Here is an 18092-nt window from a genome sequence, read left to right as displayed (position 1 = left end):
TCAGTCGCTGGCCGGGCTGAGCACCAGCGCACCCAGCGGCGGCAAGGTGAGTGCGGCGGATGCCGGCTGATCGTGCATTCCTTCCTCCTGCGCTTCCAGAATGCCGCTGTTGCCCATATTGCTGCCCCCGTAATCCTGCGCATCGGTATTGAGTACTTCGCGCCATTTTCCGGCGCGCGGCAGACCCATCCGGTAATCGTGCAGCGGTGTCGGCGTCATGTTGAACGCCGCGACGATCGGCTCGCCCGTTTCATCCCACCGAACGAAAGAGAAGACGCTGTTCTGCGCATCGTCGCCCACGATCCACTTGAACCCGCCCGGATTGCAGTCGCGCGCATGAAGCGGTCGTTCGTCCGCGTAGAGGCGGTTGAGATCGCGCAGCAGCCGCTGGACGGCGGCATGCTCGTCCTGCTCCAGCAGGTGCCACGGAAGGGGCGTATCGTGGTTCCACTCGCTTTCCATGCCGAGTTCACAGCCCATGAATAGCAGCTTCTTTCCCGGATGCGTCCACATGAAGGCGAGATAGGCGCGCAGGTTCGCGAACTTGCGCCAGCGGTCGCCGGGCATCTTCGCCCATAGCGAACCTTTGCCGTGCACCACCTCGTCATGGCTGATCGGCAATACGTATTTTTCCGAATAGGCGTAGACCATCGGAAAGGTGAGTTCACCGTGATGCCATTTGCGGTGGACCGGGTCGTGCTCGATATATTGCAGCGTATCGTGCATCCAGCCCATGTTCCACTTGTAGTCGAAGCCGAGCCCTCCATCGGCGACGGGCGCGGTTACGCCCGGCCATGCGGTCGATTCCTCCGCTACGGTAATCGCGCCGGGGCAACGCTCGGCCACGGCTTCGTTCATCGCTTTGAGGAACGCCACGCTTTCAAGGTTTTCCCGGCCGCCGTGGACATTGGGCACCCATTCTCCAGCTTCGCGCGAATAGTCGCGGTAGAGCATCGATGCGACTGCATCGACGCGCAGTCCGTCGATATGGAATGCCTCGAGCCACCAGATCGCGGAGGCGAGTAGGAAGCCCGACACTTCCTGCCGTCCGAGATTGTAGATCAGCGTGTTCCAGTCCTGGTGGAAGCCCTCCTTGGGATCGGCATGTTCGTAAAGATGTGTACCGTCGAAATGGGCAAGGCCGTGGGCGTCTGAAGGGAAGTGGGCCGGCACCCAGTCCAGGATAACTCCGATATTGGCCTGGTGACAGGCATCGACGAAGTAGGCGAAGTCGGAGGGATCACCGAACCGCGCTGACGGCGCGAATTGCGACAGGGGCTGATAGCCCCAAGAGCCGCCGAACGGATGTTCCATGATCGGCAGTAGCTCGACATGGGTGAACCCCATGGAAACGACGTAGGACACGAGCTTGTCCGCCATGCCGCGCCAGTCGAGCGGCTCGCCGCCCTCGTCCGCTTTCCACGATCCGGCATGAACCTCATAGACCGAAATCGGCGCATCGGAAGCCTGACGTGCCGCGCGCTTCTTCATCCAGTCTTCATCCGACCACGCGAAGTCCGGCTTGGGCGCCACGATGGACGCGGTTCCGGGGGGCACCTCGGTTGCGCGGGCGATGGGGTCCGCCTTCTGGATCACGCTGCCGTCGTGACCGGCGATCTCGAACTTGTAGAGTTCGCCGGCACCGAGGCGCGGAACGAACAATTCCCAGACACCCGCAGAATGTCTCAGCCGCATGGGATGACGGCGGCCATCCCACGTGTTGAATTCGCCCACGACGGACACGCGCCGCGCGTTCGGCGCCCATACCGAAAACGCTACGCCCGCCACACCGTCCATTTCGGTCGGCTGCGCACCGAACACCTTGGCGAGCTCGAGATGCCGGCCTTCGGAAAACAGGTGGAGGTCATAATCTGACAGCACCGTGCCGAAGGAATAAGGGTCCTCGGTAACCTGCTGCGTTCCGCCGGGCCACGTGATACGGAGCGCATAGTCGCCCTTCTTCGGAAGCTTGCCCACGAACAGGCCGGGGCCGACCTCTTCCAGCGTGCCGCGGGACGAAGCCTTCTTCCGCGTAACCAACTCGACCTTCTCGGCGCCCGGCTGGAAAGTGCGCACCAGCGTGCCGCCCTCCGACGCGTGAGGACCGAGCAGAGCGAAGGGATCGTCCAGGCGTCCTTCGAAGAGAGCCGCTGTGGCTGAACTCAGTATTTCGTCGTGAACGGTCAATTGGCATCTCCGGAAAGCAGTCTGTCGGCCGCCCGGGCGAGGCCTGCGGCAGGCACCTCGATCCAGTCGGGCCGGTTGGCGGCTTCGTACGATACTTCATACGCCGCCTTTTCGAGAATGAAGAGGTCGAGAAGCGGGTCGCGCTCGCCGCCATCCGCGAAGCCATACCCCTTGAGGAAAGCTTCGATGGCGCGCGTACGGAATTCCGCAACGCCGGCTTCGGCGCGCGTTTCCCATGTATCGGCAGCGGCCGGGCGGCCGCGTTCGGCCACGGCGGCGGCGTAATCGAAGGAGCGGACCAGACCTGCGACGTCGCGCAGCGGTATGTCTTTCCCCCGGCGTTCGGCCAGCGGACGGGTAGGTTCGCCTTCGAAGTCGATGATCATCACATCGCTTCCGGTGACGAGCACCTGCCCGAGATGGAGGTCGCCGTGAATGCGGGTACGCAGCGTTCCCTCGGCGGATTTCGCCACTTCGGCGATACGCGATTTCAGAGCTGCTGCCTTCTCTGCAAGCTCGTGGCCGTCTTCCAGACGAGCGAGCGCGCGGTCCAGTTCGCCGACGATCCGTTCGGCGAGCGCGTCTGCGCCCTTCGCGTCGAGCGGCTCTGGCGCAAATGCCGGATCCTCCGTATCGCGCGCCAAAGTCTCGTGCATCTGCGACAGCCGGCGGCCGAGATTGGCGGCGAAATTCTCGTAGTTCGAAAAGCTCCAGTCGGTATCGGCAACGAGCCGTTCGAGCGATCCCAGCGTCCATTGCCAACCGTCGCCCTGGTTGTAGACGAAAGCCTGCGCCAGCATCAGAAGCGTTTCATCGCCGTCCTCGACACGCTTCACCGTGCCAAGTACCGGCGGCACGCCTTCGAATCCGTTGTCGGCCAGATAGCGGACCATTTCGGCATCGGGATGGACGCCGGGCGCAAGCTTGCGGAGAAGCTTGAGCACGGCTTTACTGCCTACGATCATGGTGCTGTTGGACTGCTCGGCGGCGATCCATTCGGGTTCCGCGGCAGGATCGATATCGAACTGCTCGGTCGCCTCGAAGCGCAATTCGCCGCCTTCTGCCGGCACAACGGTACCATCGCGCATTCCGGTAAGGGCCGAGCGCGCGAATTCGCCGAGCGAGAAGCCGTCGGTCAGCAGGCCGACCGTACGCTCTCGCCGGACCCTCGCGATTGCGAGGTTGGACGCGAAGGGGCCGTGTTGCTCGCCTTCCCAGGCGATCCCGAGGGGCAGCGCGTAGCGCGCCGTGCCGCTCTTCGTCGTAACAGCGATCTCGCTGAGCAGCAGATCGTCCTGTCCGGGAAGCGGCATGACAGCGGCGAAATCGACCTTTTCGATCGCCTCGTCCTTCGCGCCGAACCAGCGGCGATGGGTAAGGTACTCGGGCAGGATTTCGCGTCGGAGGACCCGTCCGTTTTCGCCCTCGGTCACGTCGCTGAGTTCGGGCCGGAGCACGAATGTATGGCGTTCCACCTCGGCGCCCGGCGCGGCCGAGGCCCAGTCGGGTGCTTCGGTTTCCTCGGTCAATTCGAACCAGAGAAAGCCATAGGGCGGCAGCGTGAGCATGTATGGTAGCTGGCCCAATTTGGGAAATGCAGTGCCGCCCGAAAGCTCGACCGGGGTCAAACCTTCCATGTTATGCAGGTCCAGCTCCACTGCCTGCGCGGTCCGGCTGAGATTGGCGACGCACAGGATCGTCTCGTCGCCGTGCTGGCGCAGGTAAGCCAGGATGCGGCGGTTGCGCGGACGCAGGAAAGTCTGCGTGCCGCGTCCGAAAGCCTGATGCTCCTTACGTACCGCGAGCATGCGCTTGATCCAGTTGAGCAGCGAATGCCGGTCGCGTTCCTGCGCTTCGACATTGACCGCTTCGTAGCCGTACAGCGGATCCTGAATCACCGGCAGGCTAAGCGCCGCGGGATCGGCCTTGGAGAAGCCGCCGTTGCGATCGGGCGACCACTGCATGGGCGTGCGGACACCGTCACGGTCGCCGAGAAAGATATTATCTCCCATGCCGATCTCGTCACCGTAATACAGCACGGGCGTTCCGGGCATGGTCAGCAGCAGGGCATTCATGAGCTCCACCCGCCGCCGGTCACGTTCCATCAGCGGCGCAAGGCGGCGGCGAATGCCCAGATTGATGCGCGCGCGCTGGTCCGCGGCATAGGTGTTCCACAGATAGTCGCGCTCGGCGTCGGTAACCATTTCGAGCGTCAACTCGTCATGGTTGCGCAAGAAGATCGCCCACTGCGCATCGTCGGGAATGTCCGGCGTCTGGCGCATGATGTCGGTAATGGGGAAGCGGTCCTCCTGCGCCACCGCCATGTACATGCGCGGCATCAGGGGGAAGTGGAACGCCATGTGGCATTCGTCTGTAATTGAGCCTTCGCCGGTCTCTTTCTCCCCGAAATAGGCCTGCGTATCCTCCGGCCACATGTTCGCCTCGGCGAGCAGCATCTTGCCTTCGTAATGTGCATCCAGATCGGCGCGGATTCTCTTCAGAACGTCATGCGTTTCGGACAGGTTCTCGTTCGAGGTACCGTCGCGCTCGATCAGGTAGGGAATTGCGTCCAAACGCAGCCCGTCGATCCCGGCATCGAGCCAGAAATGCATCACCGAAAGCACTTCTTCAAGCACCTTCGGATTGTCGAAATTGAGGTCGGGCTGGTGCGAGTAGAAACGATGCCAAAAATAGGCGCCAGCTTCCTCGTCCCAGGTCCAGTTCGACTTCTCCGTGTCGAGGAAGATAATGCGCGTGCCCGAATAGAGCTTGTCGTCATCCGACCATACGTAGAATTCGCGCTCGGGGCTGCCGGGAGGGGCCTTGCGGGCCGCCTGGAACCAAGGATGCTGGTCGCTCGTGTGGTTGATCACGAGTTCGGTGATGACTCGGATGCCGCGCTCATGCGCAGCCTCCACGAAAGCCCGCGCTTCCTCGATCGTGCCGTAATCGGGCGATACGTCGCGGTATTCGGCGATATCATACCCATCGTCGCGGCGCGGACTGGGATAGAATGGCAGCAGCCAGATGGCCGTGACGCCGAGGTCGGCGACATAGTCGAGCTTCTCCATCAATCCCGCGAAATCGCCGATCCCGTCATTGTTGGAATCGAAGAAGCTTTTCACATGGAGCTGGTAGATTACCGCGTCCTTGTACCAGTAGGGATCGTCCGCGCCGGTAACGGTGGCGGCCATGGTGTTCGGTACCGTATGCTTGTTCATGCGTTCTCTCCCGGTTTAGCCAGACGCCACACGCGGAAGGGCTCGTCAGGGTCGAGGGCGATGTGCTGGTACTTGCCGTGCCACTCGAACCGGTAGCCGCCGAACATATCTTCGACCGGAATGGTTGCATCGTCACCGAGGCCGAACTCCCATAGCGGAACTTCGAAGTCGCATTCCTGCGGATAATGCGGGTCGAGGCTGACCATGACCATGATCATTTCCGAGCCATCGGGCGAAGGTTTCCCGTACCATATGATGCTGTCGTTATGCGCCAGATAGAACTGCGTATTGAGATGTGTCTGCAGCGCGGGGTGTTCGCGCCGCAGTTCGTTGAAGCGGGTGATGTCGTCCACGATATCGTTCGCGCTCCGCCACTCGCGCGGCCGGATTTCGTATTTTTCGCTGTCGAGATACTCTTCCTTATCCGGCCCCAGCGGCGTCGCATCGCATAGCTCGAAGCCCGAATAGACGCCCCAGAGGCCCGATAGCGTCGCGGCCAGCGCGGCGCGGATCCGGTGCGCGGGTCGCCCGCCCTTCTGCAGGAAGACCGGGTTGATGTCCGGCGTGTTGACGAAGAAATGCGGCCGGTAGAAGTCCTTCGGCGCCTCGGTCGTCAGCTCCGTGATGTAGTCGATCAGTTCGTGCTTCTCGTTGCGCCACGTAAAATAGGTGTAGGACTGGCTGAAGCCGACTTTCGCCAGACGGTACATCATGGTCGGACGGGTGAACGCCTCGGACAGGAAGATGACCTCGGGGTGCTTCGCCCGCACTTCGCCGATCATCCACTCCCAGAACGGCAGGGGTTTGGTGTGCGGATTGTCGACGCGGAATGTCTTCACCCCGTGATCGACCCATAACAGGACCACATCGCGCAAGGCTTCCCACAGGCCCGGAACCGCGTCCGGACCGTAGAAGTCCACATTCACGATATCCTGATACTTCTTCGGCGGATTCTCGGCATATTTCATGCTACCGTCCGGTCGCCACGCGAACCAGCCGGGATGTTCCTTCAGCCACGGATGATCGGGGGCCGCTTGGATGGCGAAATCGAGCGCAATTTCCAGCCCGTGCTCGGCAGCAGCCTGCACGAGCCGGTCGAAGTCCTCGAACGTGCCCAGTTCGGGATGGATCGCATCGTGCCCGCCCTCAGCACTGCCGATCGCGTAGGGACTGCCCGGGTCACCTTCTTCAGGTGTGAGCGTGTTGTTAGGCCCTTTCCGGTTGGTCTTGCCGATCGGATGGATGGGCGGAAAATAGAGCGTATCGAAACCCATGCCGCACACGCGCGGCAAGTGGTCGATTACGTCGGCAAAGGTACCGTGGCGTCCCTTGTCGCCGGTCATGGACCGCGGGAAAAGTTCGTACCAGCTCGAAAACCGGGCAGCGACGCGCTCGGCGTCGACCGGCTGCGGTTCGGAACGGATGGTGTGCGGCCGGTCGTCCGCTTCATGCATCAATTCCGCGAGATCGTCGGCGAGCAAGAGTTTGGCACTCTTCTCCCCTTCCGCCTTTTCGAGAGCCGCAAGCTGCTTTTTCAGTGCCGTCGCAGTCTTGCCCTTGCTCCGCGCGGCGGCCTCCTCCACCAGCTGCCGGCCCTCGGCATGGTCCACATCCTGAGCGACGTCGGCGTCGAGCTTCTTTCGGAAATCTCTGCGAAAGCCGCCGAAGCGGTCCAGCCAGCCTTCGACCACGTATTCGTATCGACCCATGGTATCGAGCGAGAAAGCGCCGCGCCACCGATCGTTTGCCAACTCCTCCATCGGCGCGCGCTGCCAGTTTCTTTCGCCAGCGGCACGCCACTGCAGTTCGGCCGCAAGCTGTTCGTGACCGTCTCCGAACAGCGTGGCCTCTACCGCCACCTCGTCGCCGACGACCCTTTTGACCGGGAATTGACCGCCATTCAGCGCCGGAGACAAATCCTCAAGCACCAGACGAGGGAGGTCTCGCAGCATGCTCGCGGCTCGACGTTTCGGGGTTCCGGCGACTGTTCTGGGTTGCTTCATGGGTGATTACCGTTTGGCAGGGAATGATTGAGGGCTGAGCCGATTGCCACCATCAGCGAATGGCAGGAGATTGAGGCTAGTCTCGCGTATTTCCGACAGCCGAAGCCAATTCTGTCTAGTGTCCCGGCCCGACCACTGCGCAGATCGGCTGCAGCGACAGTCGCGGTGGAAATGCTTCGAAAGTGGCGGGCGTCCAGCGGCAAAGGCGTCTTATCGGTTTGAAGTTTCGGGTTTCTAATAAAAGACGCTGAGCGCTCTCATCGTTCCCGCAAACCTTCACCAATACGATATGCCGCTCGAGGCAAACGTGGGTTATCTTGCCTTGAGACCAGCCCGATCGCGCGTCTCTCAAATCGAAATGTTTGCTAACCTCGCCAAGGATCAGACGAACATTTCGCATGCCGAGACCGGTCCCGAGGACTCATGGAGATTGTTTGGCAGCCAACGGCAGGTGCGCGGGGCGTCGACGCGGCAGACATCGCCAGCCGGCCCTAGCCCGCCAGGTCGAATTGTAGCGCTATCCAATTGCGCTGACGAAGCAGCGCGATCCGCTCAATAAGTCGAGTCGACGCCGAACCGCTCGCACATCTTGTCGATGAAGCTGCCTTTCGGCGGCGGGGCGTCGCGCAAACCCTCGAGGCGAGAATGCCACAGGTGAACCGTGCGCGTCTCCTCCGTCAACATTGCCTCGACCACCTCGGCAGGTTCGTAAACCTTGCGGGCGTCCTTCCAGCGAACCGGATAGAATACTTCAGGCGCGGACGCGTAATGCGAAAGCCTGTTGCGTTTGACGACGTAAGTCACCAGTCCGGCACTGAACGTGCCCCAGGGGTAATCCTCCAGTTCCATTCCGCCGTTTCGCAGCAACGACCAGTAGAAGGCGAGGCTCCGCTTCGGCCCATACCACGGCGGCCGTCGATTTGGCTGCGGAATCTTCTTGAGATCATCAACCATCTTGGATCCCTGCGGCGCCATGAGGATCGCGTTGTTGATCCAGTCCTCGTACTCCCATCCGTAAATGTAGTCCTGTCCGAAGTCAAAGGGCCGCAGGAAAACCAGGTCCATGTCGACCCAGCAGCCGTACCCTTTATCCAGCAGTTCTATCCGCCATAGGTTTGCACCCAGTGCGACCGAACCGGAATCGCGATACCGCAAAAGCCTTTCCTGCGGCATGACTTCGGCTGCATCGCGAAGATCCGTTCCCGGCGGCACGTTTTGCAGCTTGTCCGGTTCGTAGCTCCAGATCGTGAATTCGTGCCCTGCCGCCTTGGCCGAAGCCAAGCATAGTCGCTCTAAATATTGCAGCCTGGGCCCGACCCAAAGCGAATGGAGGTGCGGAAGATTTGTCATATTCTTATCAATTTCTTTCTAGAACTCACTATATGGCGCGCAATGCGGGGCTTCTGTTGCTTGGGTGAAGGCCAACTTCGCCTAGTCTCTCCGCGCACTTGAGGGAACCGAGCGATCTGACTAGCAGGAACTTATGTCCAAATTCCAAAGACATTCGGAAAGCCCTCGCATCTTTGATGCGTTCGATTCGATACGTATCATTAATCTGCCCGAACGGAAGGACCGTCGCAGCGAGATGGAATCGCAGCTTGCGAAGGTCAATCTGCTTAGTGACCCGCGGGTACGTTTCTTCGATGCAATCAGGCCTGCCGAGCGAGGAGACTTCACTTCGGTTGGAGCGCACGGCGTCTACGAAAGTCACAAGCGCCTGCTCGCTGAAGCAGCGTCGGACGGGCATTCCCTTCTGATCTTGGAAGACGATTGCGACTTTACCACCGATATCGAAGAAGCGGCGGCTACCGACGATTGGGACATTTTCTATGGTGGTTACAACGCGAAAGATCCCTCTGACCTCATGCACAGCGACATAGAGATGGCGCACATGATGGGGTTCAGTGCGCGCGGTGCAAGGCTGGTCAGCGAGTACCTCGAAAACCTCGAGTACGAAGGTATCCATCCGCCGATCGATGCCGCTTACATCTGGTATCGGCGCTCACATCCTGAAACGCCGACGTATTTCGCAGTTCCGCCGATCGGCGTTCAACGATCTTCGGCCAGCGATATCGCTCCGCGGCCTTGGGACCGCTTCGGCCCAACCCGGATGCTGGCGGGAGGACTGAGAAAGTTGCGCACGAAAGCGCGAAGCTGAAGCCCATAATGCCGGGTTAAACGAGACCGATCGTTTCGCGCAGCACCGGGTAAATTCTTTCGCGACTGAAGTTATCGAGAACATAAGTTCGCGCCTTCGCGCCGATGCTGCGACGCGCATCCGCGTCATCGTTCATCGCCACAATATGCTTCGCCATTGCTGCCTCGTCGCCTTCTTCGACGAGCCATCCCCGCTCGCCATGCTTGACGTGATCCGCCATGCCGCCATGGCGGGAGACGACAGGAACGAGCCCGTGACCCATGGCCTCAAGCAGCGAAATCGCCTGCGATTCAATCCCCTTGCCCGGCAGCGTCATGCAATGCTGGATGAAGATCTGAGAGTTCGCAATCAGCGACAGGGTTTCTTCATGGGGCATGTCGCCGTGGAAGTTCACGGCCTCGGTCAGACCAAGCCGGTCGATCTCAGCCAATAAGTGCTGCTCGAGCGGACCATTGCCCGCAACATCGAGGGTCAACTGCGGCCGTTCTTTATGAGCGATCGCAAAGGCGCGTAGCGCTTGAAGCGGGCCTTTTTGGTCGATGAGGCGGCAGACCATGACTACCCTTACAGAGCTGCCTTGCTCTGCAACCTCGAAATTCGCCGCTTCGACGGCGCAGGGAATAATCGAAACCTTTTCCGGCGGTGCCCCGAGAAGAAGCATCTGTTGCCGCAAGAACTCGCATACGGCTGCTAATCTCGTGCTCGAAGCAAACAACCGTTCGTAGCGTTTCCGCCAGACACGGCCTCCCCCCATAATATTGATATCCCATCCATGGCTTAGGGAAGTCAGCGGTAAGTTCAGGCGCTCCGCCAGTTCAAGGACCAGGGATGCAGAAGTTGCGAACTCGGCGAAGAGGTGCGTCACTCCGTGCTTCGCGAAAAACGCTTCGATCCGCGCCTCGTCCTTGCCGCTGAGCCTGCTCGTATGGATCGAGTTGGCGACGTCGAGGACCTTACCCATTAAGGGCAGAGACGTTTTCGGCCAAAGCGGCTCAGTCGAAATTTCGCAGACCGGCACATCCGTCAGCGCCTCTTGCCCGGTAGAGGACAGATGGACGACGACCGTTTTGCCGGGATGAATACGAGCGATATGCTCGTGGAAGAAGGTCTGAGTTATCCGAAACAGATCCGGCACGACGATGCACAGAACTTTTCCCTGTTGTTCCATTATCTCTTTTCTATCCTGACAGTCGCAAACAGCGGCCGCGGCGTCTCGCCGCAAGAGCCTTTCCTGATATACGAAGTTTATGAAGGATTAGGTTGCAGGCGCGCCCTGAACCAGTCGCCCAGCCATTCGCGTCCAGCTTGAGAACGAAGAGCAAGGGCAAGGGTGCCGACGCGCTTGGCGATACCCCCCTCGCCCGTTCGCCTGTCCAACTGCCGCCGGCGCAGGATGTCGATCCTCTCCTCTGCTAGGCGGCGGAGTTCTTCATCGCTCCGAAAAGCCGGATGCCGGAGCCACTTTTCGCTCTGTGCAATGACAGGATCGTAGTCGAGCAGCGTTTTGCTCGTGCCGCTTTCCCGCGTCGTGTAGAGGTACGTTGCTCGCGCGAGGGACGCTACGAACTTCCCGCCAGCAAGAAGCGCCTTCGCCAGAATGTCAAAGTCCTCGCCGTTCCGGATCGACGCGTCATATCGTAAGCGATTCTTGTTAAGAAAATCGCGGCGAAAGACGGGTTTCAGCGTGACGTAGTCCCGCCCTCCCGTAGGCGTGCTACGGAATAGTTTCTCCAGAGTGACCTGCTGAACCGCGGGTTCCGGATGCACCGCCGGGCCGAGTATCTCGTCATGCGGCAGATCGTAATACGTCAAATTGTCGCTCACGATATCGGCTTCATCGCGATCCGCGCGCCGAAGTAGCGGGCCGAAACGGTCGGGACCGTAAGCATCGTCGGCATCCAGAATGGCAATCCAGTCGGAACGTGCCGCATCGATGCCGGCATTGCGCGCCACCGACGGGCCGCCATTCGCTGCGTTGCGTATGAGGCGAATGCGCGTATCGTCTTTGGCAAGGGCCTCAACCACGTCACATGTTCGATCCGTGGAAGCATCGTCCACGGCAATTATTTCGGCGACATGGTCTTGTCCCTGCGCCGAACTTATCGCTCGCTCGACGAAAGCTTCCGCGTTGAACGTCGGAACGATGACGGCAATGCTACCGGGCATGGTCAATCCAAATACCTTATCCGAAGCGGTCGCTTGCCCGGCGCAGACCGCTTCCCCAACCCGGTTAGCTAGGACTACGCTGCAAGCGGTTCAGTCCAAGTCTAACGATATCGAGGGCTTCCTGTTCCGGCCCCGCCGGACGGCCTTTCAATATCCACAATGAAAACAGGCTCAGAAAATACGTTACTGCACCCAGCAGAATGAGAGCGGCCGTCGTTGCATAGCCCTCTATGGCGGGGGTCATAGGTCCTAACGCAGCGTGTGCTGCAAGGACCGAGACCGCCATGATCCCGCAGGCGAGAAGCGGGCGCCAGGCTCCCTTGAAATGGTCTCTCAGACCGATCCCGTTCAAGGTACCGATCAGCCTGATGGACCATACGATCATGATCGCCTGGCTTACGGCGAGACCGTACACTGCTCCCTGGATCATGCCGATATCGCTCGTACGCCCGATCAGAATACCTCCGATCAACAGCGGCGCTCGAAGGGTGAGTATCTGCAAGTCGCGCCAAAAGAGGGCTCGCGTATGTCCTGTGGCGAGCGAAATCGGTCCGACATGCTGAACTGCATTCGCAGCCTGCATCAAAACGAATACCTGCACGATCGGGATAGTCGGGATCCACTGCGGGCCAAGGACTAGTCTCACAATCGGATCGGCAAGCACGGCTATGCCAACTCCGACGGGGAAGGCGACGGTGCAGAATACAGATTGCACGCGTAGATAGGCCGACTGCAAGCGAACCGGATCGTGCTTCATCCTGGCAAGCGTGGGAAACAGGACCATGGCAATGGGGGACTGGATCTGACCGACTGTCATACTCGCAAGCCGCTGACTCATCGAATAGATACCGAGTTGGTTCGTCCTCACGAAATATCCGACGACCAGGGGATCTGCTTTAGCGTTCAGCGCCTGAACCCAGCTGCCCAGCGTAAGCCAGATACTGAATGACATGAGTTCGCGCGCCTTGGATAGCGACAGTCTGGGGCGATACGCACGGAAAACATACGAAAGTATCAATCTAACTAGGGCTGCGGCGAGAATCCCGAGCACGATTGCCCAGTACGAACGATAAATGTAGGCGATAGAGACTGAGACGGCGAAATTGACGAGGCGATCGGCCAAGTTAAGAACAATTGTCTGCCAGAACACGAGATCGCGCTCGAACAGGGCAATTACCGGATTTTGCAGCGACCCGAGCGCCGATGAAAACGCAAGAGCGATAAGAAGGCCGGTGACGCGCTCATCACCGTAGAAGTCCGCGACGAACGGCGCACTGCCGCCGATGAGAGCAACCATCAATACGCCCCTGATGAGGCCAAAGGTCCAGATGGTATGGAAATGCTCGTCTTGAGGGTCGTCGTGATGAATAACCGCCTGAGACAAGGGAAGGTCCGCCACCACCGCGACTACGGCGGCCGCGGCGCTCGCTATGGCGACGATACCAAAATCATCGGGCGTCAGGAGACGCGCGAGGATAATCGTGCTGACGAAAGAGATCGCGATAAACGCGGCGCGGCCGAGACCGACCCAAGCCACCCCTCTGACGACAGAACCCTTCTTTCCGGACATGAAACTACCAAACTACCTGATATTAGTGCGCAGATTGATGGTTCGAACTGCAAGCGACCATGTAAGGAACTCCGCGGTACGGCACTACATTCGTCGCCGCGGGCCGTGTGATCCGAGGCCGGTTGCGTGTCGAAGGCCGCCCTCTACCAGTCGTCCGAGGTTTTGCAACGCAATGCATTGCAGGGGTCGAATTCGGCACCGTCGGTATCCTTAATGAAATTTGCGAGTTGTCCCACAACGATGCTGACGCCCGCATCACTGGACAACCGCTCGGCGGAAGGATTAAGCGCGAAATCATGAACATTGTCCAAAGCTTGCGCTCAATTGGTCGGCGGCTGGCCAGATCTATCCGCAGGTCACTCGTCGAAGTCGGAGTATCTCCGGCCCGCGTAGGCTATCGCGATCTCAAGAACGAGACTCCGCTCGAGTATCACGAACGCCGAAGCCGCGGCGGCCGAAAGTTTGCCGAGCCGGAAATTGTCCATTCCGAACGACACGCCGCCAATCCCCTGCCGGTCAATGTGACAGATCGCGACAAGCTCCCCCGCGATAGCGGTTGGTGGCATTATTCGATGTACGACGTGCCCAACCGGCTGAGTTCGCCGACCCGCTTCACAGTCATGCAAAACGCCACTGTCATAACGGGAACGGACGACAGCGGCCTGTTCTATCCGGCAATCCTGACGGACGATAACCGGGCGATCAACATGCGCGAAGTAGTCTTCCGGCCGCTTCACGCGAAGGTCCTGCTGGACGCACAAAGTGCGTGGCATATCGAGAAGGCAACGTGGTTCTGCGAACGCTCCTATGCCAACCATTCGCACTGGCTGACCGCGCATCTGCCCAAGCTGGTGCTGCTGAAGGAGCTTGATCGGCTGAACGACGTCCTACTGCCCACGAATATGACACCCGTCATGCGTCGGTCCATCGAAATGCTTGGCCTCGATCCCTCTGCCTTTCCGACCTTCGAGCCGGGGGAAGTCCTGAAAGTCGGGGAACTGACCCTGCTCGAAACCGACCGCTTCCGCGGGGACTTGCTTAAACCGGTCAGGGCTGCGATCGCGCCCGCCGGCGGCGCACCCGCATCGCGGCGCATCTTCATCAGCCGAAAAAAGGCCGCGATCAGAAAACTCGCCAATGAGGACGAGATCTGGCCGTTGTTCGAAGAAGCCGGTTTCGAACGGGTATTCATGGAAGATCTGGGTTTCGAAGAGCAGATCGAACTCATGTCGCAGACCCAAATCCTGGCGGGGCCGCACGGGGCCGGCCTTACCAACATGATGTTCTGCCCGGCGGGTTCGACCGTACTCGAAATCGCTTGGCTGGGCTTTCCGAACCCGAACTTCTATGCCCTCGCCTGCGCCATGGAGCTGCGATATGCGCTGGTTGAAGCCGAGGTTTGCGAAGGCGATGCGGTTCCGCTGAAGCGTGACATGACCGTTCGGCCCGAAGCGATCGCTGCCGCGCTCAAAACCCTTGAACAATAGTCAGAATTGTGTCTCGCAGGGTCCATGCATGGTAAGTAAAGCGATGAGAATCTCGATCGTCATGCCCGTCCTCAACGGGGAAGAATACATTGCCGAGGCGATCGAGTCTGTTCTTTCCCAAACGCTGCCGCCCCTCGAACTGCTTGTCGTCGACAACGGTTCGAGCGACGACACCATGGCGATTGCCTCCGCTTATCCCACACCGGTCCGCGTCCAGACGGAGGAAATTCCCAGCGCATCGGCCGCTCGCCTCTCCGGTGCTGCCGAAGCGACCGGCGATGCGATCATGTTTCTCGATGCGGACGACATTCTGGGTAAGAACGTCCTGGAAGAACTTGCCAAGGTGCTTGCCGAGCAGCCGGACGCCATCGCTGCGTGCGAATGGAAACGCTACGAGATGCATCAGGGCGAGTGGCAAGTACGCCCGGCAACCTGTACGCCGCGCAAGGCGGGGCAGCACCCGCTCGCCGCATGGCTCTCGGGTTGGTATCACCCGCCCTGCTGCGTCCTCTGGTCGCGGTCCGCTTACGAGAGAAGCGGCGGCTGGAACCCGGCGACTGCGAATAATCAAGATGGTGATATCGTCATGCGCGCGCTCGTTGCGGGCGTGCCATTCATCCGGACCACGGGCGGCACATCGTATTACCGCCGGATCCCGCAAGGAGCCACTTCTTTAAGTGGCGAGCGATTTACGGAAAAGGGCTTGTCTTCCCGCCTTGATGTCATCGAACGCATCGAAGGAATGCTTCAGGAACAAGGGCGTAAAAACGCTTTTGCTGTTCCCTTACGCCGCGCCTACTCATTCATTGCCCATGATGCAAAAGGCTTTCCCGCGATGAAAGCGCGCGCCGAAAGGGGGATTACGCGCAACGAGCCCGGCCCGATCGAACTCGCCAAGGATTTTGTCATGTGCGCAATGACAAAAGCGGGTCTGGCGCAAGATCGTTACGAATTTCAGGCAGATCAAGTTCGCGCGGGCATTGGTAACAGCGAGGAAATTTGAAGGACAGGTGCCGACCGGCTAATCCAGGTGATGCGTATATGTCTCGCGATCGTATTTCGGCCCATTGTTTTTCGGGCGTCGAGCAATCCCGAGCATGCTCTTCAGTTTGAAGTAACGGCTCGCGGGCTGGAAAGCGCCGGGAGAATTTCCCCGATTGGCGGGTAAATGCAGGGTAACCTCGCCGGCACGGCCGGTTATCCGCCAGCGAGGCGCTTCGAGAACAAGATCGAAGTCCCGCTGTTCTACCGGCAATGGAACGGGTTCGTCCGTCCAGAACGGATGACCCTCAGGATAATGAAAGGCCATCACGAGAGAGCGAAGGGACCAGAAGCTGCTCGCCGGGCCCGAATACGGATCGAGGAAACGTGTGTCGGTCCCCGTAAGACCTTGGGAAACCATTCCGCCGGCCAAGGCCCCTTGCGAAATGAAGTGCGACAAGACGCAGTCCAATGCCCTGCGAGCTTGCCCCGCTTCGATCCAGTACCGCTCCACTCCGGCCACCAACGGCGCTGGCGCCGCCATTCGATAAGGAATGCTGCGGCCCATTACGGGAAAGCCGTTGCGACCGAAGAGATAGCGGTACTGATCGACGAACTTGCTCTGTATCGCCCTGATGAATTCCGGATCCCACCCCGGATCGATCCGATCGATCCAGCGGAGCGCATAATGGAAACCCCAGGCATTGTAATGGTCGACCCGGCCAGCATCTTCGAACCAGCCGTCCCCGAGATGGAAATCCTTGATCCGCGCATACCTCTCGCGCGGTCGGTCGATTGCGTCCTCCCTGCCGAACGCGCGGACCACCCGGTCGATTTGTACGAAGAACAATTGCCAGTTGTTGTCGAGCCCGGGACGCCCCCTGGCGAGGCAAAGCCAATCGAGAATTTGATTTTGCTGCGCCGGGGTCAGGCCGTCCCAAACCAAGTCGCGAAAGAGCCAGAGCGCTAACGCAACGTCCGCGGCTTCTACGATCCGCTGGTTGCTCTTGCCCGGCATATCGCCCCAATAGCAGGAGGATGCTGGATCAGTCCCCGCGACGATGCCTTTGCGGAACTCGTCGGCCAAGTCTATTTTCTCGCCACGAACCTCGATCACAGGCTCGCGACCGGAATGGCACCACGCCCCGAATAGCGGCATCAAGCGAGCGAAGCCCTCGAGTGCATCGCACTCGACGCCGCTCCAGCTCAAATGGCCGGGATAAGTGGCGCCGGTCCTGTTCGCATGACGATAGGTCTTCCAGGACAGAACCATGTAGCGGAAAAGACCATCGTAGGATGCATTGTCGCACTTTCCGTCCTTGAAACCGTCCAGCCACCGCTCCGCCTCGACCGGGAATGCCGAACGCTTGGCGAAAGCGCGGGCCAGCCAGATACTGTTTCGCAGTCCGAGAGTTAATTTGGTCAATTTCCCCACGCCGCGATGATCGAGCATGGGAACACGATTGGCAAGGCTAGTGACCTGTCGTTCGCTTTCAGCTTGATACGAAAGCAGTCCGGAAACCAAGCGTCTCGCAGAAAGCCGGAACGCGTTCGGCGCGCAGGTATTTGGTGAAGATGGACATCCAGAAACAGCAGCAGAAATTCCGGCGCAGCAAACCCTCCCGCCTCGGCCGCGGAATCGAGCGGCTGACGCATCCGTTCGGCGCAGCGATCGCAAGCGTCATTCCGAAAAGCCTCGTCGAAGCGGTCCTCAAAGGCCTCGACCGTGCAGTCGGCGCTCCGCAGCTCGTCCGCTTCAATCACGATGTAGCCGATATCGAGGCCGCCCACGACGCTGCCAGAACCGTCGTACGCACCGCGCGCAGCGTCAGCGCGACGACCGGGGCCGCAGCGGGCCTTGGCGGCGCTTTATCGATGGGAGCCGACATTCCGGCTACCATCGCCATTGCGCTTCGCTCCATCCGTGATACGGGCCGCGCCTACGGCTACGAGGGCGACGGACCGGCAGAAAAACTGTTTCGGCTACAGATCCTCGAGCTTGCCGCTCTCGATGATCCCGACACGCGCAATCAGCGGATCGCTGCGCTCGAGGCCGGGATTGGACCCCACGGCGAACTCGTCGATGCCGACCACGAACACATCACACCCGTAGTGGACCAGGCGGTCGAACGCATTTCGCGCGCGATCGCTTTCAACGCCTTTCGCAGCCGCGCGGGCATGATCGTACCGATCGTCGGTTCGGTGGTCGGCGGGATCGTGAACTCGTCGTTCCAGAACGATGTCGGCAAGGCGGCGCGGTTCGCTTTCCAGGAACGACGGCTGAAGCGCGGCGATACAGCCACGGTCTGAACCGCAACG

12 protein-coding genes are annotated in these 18092 nt (G+C 60.1%); 4 read left to right on the top strand and 8 right to left on the bottom strand.

Going from position 1 to position 18092, the window contains the following annotated elements; all coding sequences use genetic code 11:
- The 4 genes from glgB to HUV48_RS06920 all read right to left on the bottom strand — a co-directional run bounded on the left by glgB (position 1) and on the right by HUV48_RS06920 (position 8692).
- Positions 1–2187 (bottom strand): 1,4-alpha-glucan branching protein GlgB, encoded by a 2187-nt coding sequence (gene glgB, locus HUV48_RS06935; RefSeq protein WP_176267055.1) that lies wholly within the window; start codon positions 2185–2187, stop codon positions 1–3.
- Positions 2184–5408 carry a maltose alpha-D-glucosyltransferase gene (gene treS, locus HUV48_RS06930; protein ID WP_217906715.1) on the bottom strand — a complete coding sequence of 1075 codons (3225 nt, stop codon included), beginning with the start codon at positions 5406–5408 and terminating at the stop codon, positions 2184–2186. Before treS ends, glgB begins: the two co-directional genes overlap by 4 nt.
- A complete protein-coding gene (locus HUV48_RS06925) occupies positions 5405–7360 on the bottom strand; it encodes an alpha-1,4-glucan--maltose-1-phosphate maltosyltransferase (RefSeq protein ID WP_176267329.1) in 1956 nt (651 codons plus the stop codon). The genes treS and HUV48_RS06925 overlap by 4 nt, the downstream gene beginning before the upstream one ends.
- Positions 7361–7963: 603 nt before the next feature.
- Entirely contained in the window at positions 7964–8692 is a 729-nt protein-coding gene (locus HUV48_RS06920) for a hypothetical protein (protein WP_176267054.1), read from the bottom strand.
- Between the two features lie 202 nt (positions 8693–8894).
- Between HUV48_RS06920 and HUV48_RS06915 the strand changes: the two genes are divergently transcribed.
- The gene (locus HUV48_RS06915) at positions 8895–9569 is read left to right on the top strand and encodes a glycosyltransferase family 25 protein (RefSeq protein WP_176267053.1); all 675 of its coding nucleotides are present in this window, start codon (positions 8895–8897) and stop codon (positions 9567–9569) included.
- Between the two features lie 16 nt (positions 9570–9585).
- On the opposite strand, the gene HUV48_RS06910 is transcribed toward HUV48_RS06915, so the two are convergent.
- The 3 genes from HUV48_RS06910 to HUV48_RS06900 form a co-directional block, all read right to left on the bottom strand.
- Positions 9586–10737 (bottom strand): glycosyltransferase, encoded by a 1152-nt coding sequence (locus tag HUV48_RS06910; RefSeq protein WP_176267052.1) that lies wholly within the window; start codon positions 10735–10737, stop codon positions 9586–9588.
- Between the two features lie 77 nt (positions 10738–10814).
- Positions 10815–11735 carry a glycosyltransferase family 2 protein gene (locus HUV48_RS06905; protein WP_176267051.1) on the bottom strand — a complete coding sequence of 307 codons (921 nt, stop codon included), beginning with the start codon at positions 11733–11735 and terminating at the stop codon, positions 10815–10817.
- Between the two features lie 64 nt (positions 11736–11799).
- Positions 11800–13305 carry a lipopolysaccharide biosynthesis protein gene (locus tag HUV48_RS06900; protein WP_176267050.1) on the bottom strand — a complete coding sequence of 502 codons (1506 nt, stop codon included), beginning with the start codon at positions 13303–13305 and terminating at the stop codon, positions 11800–11802.
- A gap of 296 nt (positions 13306–13601) precedes the next feature.
- Between HUV48_RS06900 and HUV48_RS06895 the strand changes: the two genes are divergently transcribed.
- Together HUV48_RS06895 and HUV48_RS06890 are read left to right on the top strand one after the other, a co-directional pair.
- Positions 13602–14792, top strand: a complete 1191-nt coding sequence (locus HUV48_RS06895) for a glycosyltransferase family 61 protein (RefSeq protein ID WP_176267049.1) — start codon at positions 13602–13604, stop codon at positions 14790–14792.
- 43 nt (positions 14793–14835) lie between these two features.
- The gene (locus HUV48_RS06890) at positions 14836–15795 is read left to right on the top strand and encodes a glycosyltransferase family 2 protein (protein ID WP_176267048.1); all 960 of its coding nucleotides are present in this window, start codon (positions 14836–14838) and stop codon (positions 15793–15795) included.
- 18 nt (positions 15796–15813) lie between these two features.
- On the opposite strand, the gene HUV48_RS06885 is transcribed toward HUV48_RS06890, so the two are convergent.
- Positions 15814–17208 (bottom strand): DUF2264 domain-containing protein, encoded by a 1395-nt coding sequence (locus tag HUV48_RS06885; protein WP_176267047.1) that lies wholly within the window; start codon positions 17206–17208, stop codon positions 15814–15816.
- Between the two features lie 140 nt (positions 17209–17348).
- Between HUV48_RS06885 and HUV48_RS06880 the strand changes: the two genes are divergently transcribed.
- Positions 17349–18083 (top strand): EcsC family protein, encoded by a 735-nt coding sequence (locus HUV48_RS06880; protein ID WP_176267046.1) that lies wholly within the window; start codon positions 17349–17351, stop codon positions 18081–18083.
- Positions 18084–18092 lie beyond the last annotated feature (9 nt).

Source organism: Qipengyuania atrilutea (assembly GCF_013370205.1).
Lineage (GTDB): Bacteria > Pseudomonadota > Alphaproteobacteria > Sphingomonadales > Sphingomonadaceae > Actirhodobacter > Actirhodobacter atriluteus.
The sequence above is the reverse complement of the archived record's forward strand: the minus strand, read 5'-3'. Positions and strand labels throughout refer to the sequence as shown.

Coding starts and splice junctions, on each gene's coding strand:
- treS (WP_217906715.1), bottom strand. CDS start 5,408: ATGAACAAGCATACGGTACCGAACACCATGGCCGCCACCGTTACCGGC.
- HUV48_RS06925 (WP_176267329.1), bottom strand. CDS start 7,360: ATGCTGCGAGACCTCCCTCGTCTGGTGCTTGAGGATTTGTCTCCGGCG.
- HUV48_RS06915 (WP_176267053.1), top strand. CDS start 8,895: ATGTCCAAATTCCAAAGACATTCGGAAAGCCCTCGCATCTTTGATGCG.
- HUV48_RS06910 (WP_176267052.1), bottom strand. CDS start 10,737: ATGGAACAACAGGGAAAAGTTCTGTGCATCGTCGTGCCGGATCTGTTT.
- HUV48_RS06905 (WP_176267051.1), bottom strand. CDS start 11,735: ATGCCCGGTAGCATTGCCGTCATCGTTCCGACGTTCAACGCGGAAGCT.
- HUV48_RS06900 (WP_176267050.1), bottom strand. CDS start 13,305: ATGTCCGGAAAGAAGGGTTCTGTCGTCAGAGGGGTGGCTTGGGTCGGT.
- HUV48_RS06895 (WP_176267049.1), top strand. CDS start 13,602: ATGAACATTGTCCAAAGCTTGCGCTCAATTGGTCGGCGGCTGGCCAGA.
- HUV48_RS06890 (WP_176267048.1), top strand. CDS start 14,836: ATGAGAATCTCGATCGTCATGCCCGTCCTCAACGGGGAAGAATACATT.
- HUV48_RS06880 (WP_176267046.1), top strand. CDS start 17,349: ATGGACATCCAGAAACAGCAGCAGAAATTCCGGCGCAGCAAACCCTCC.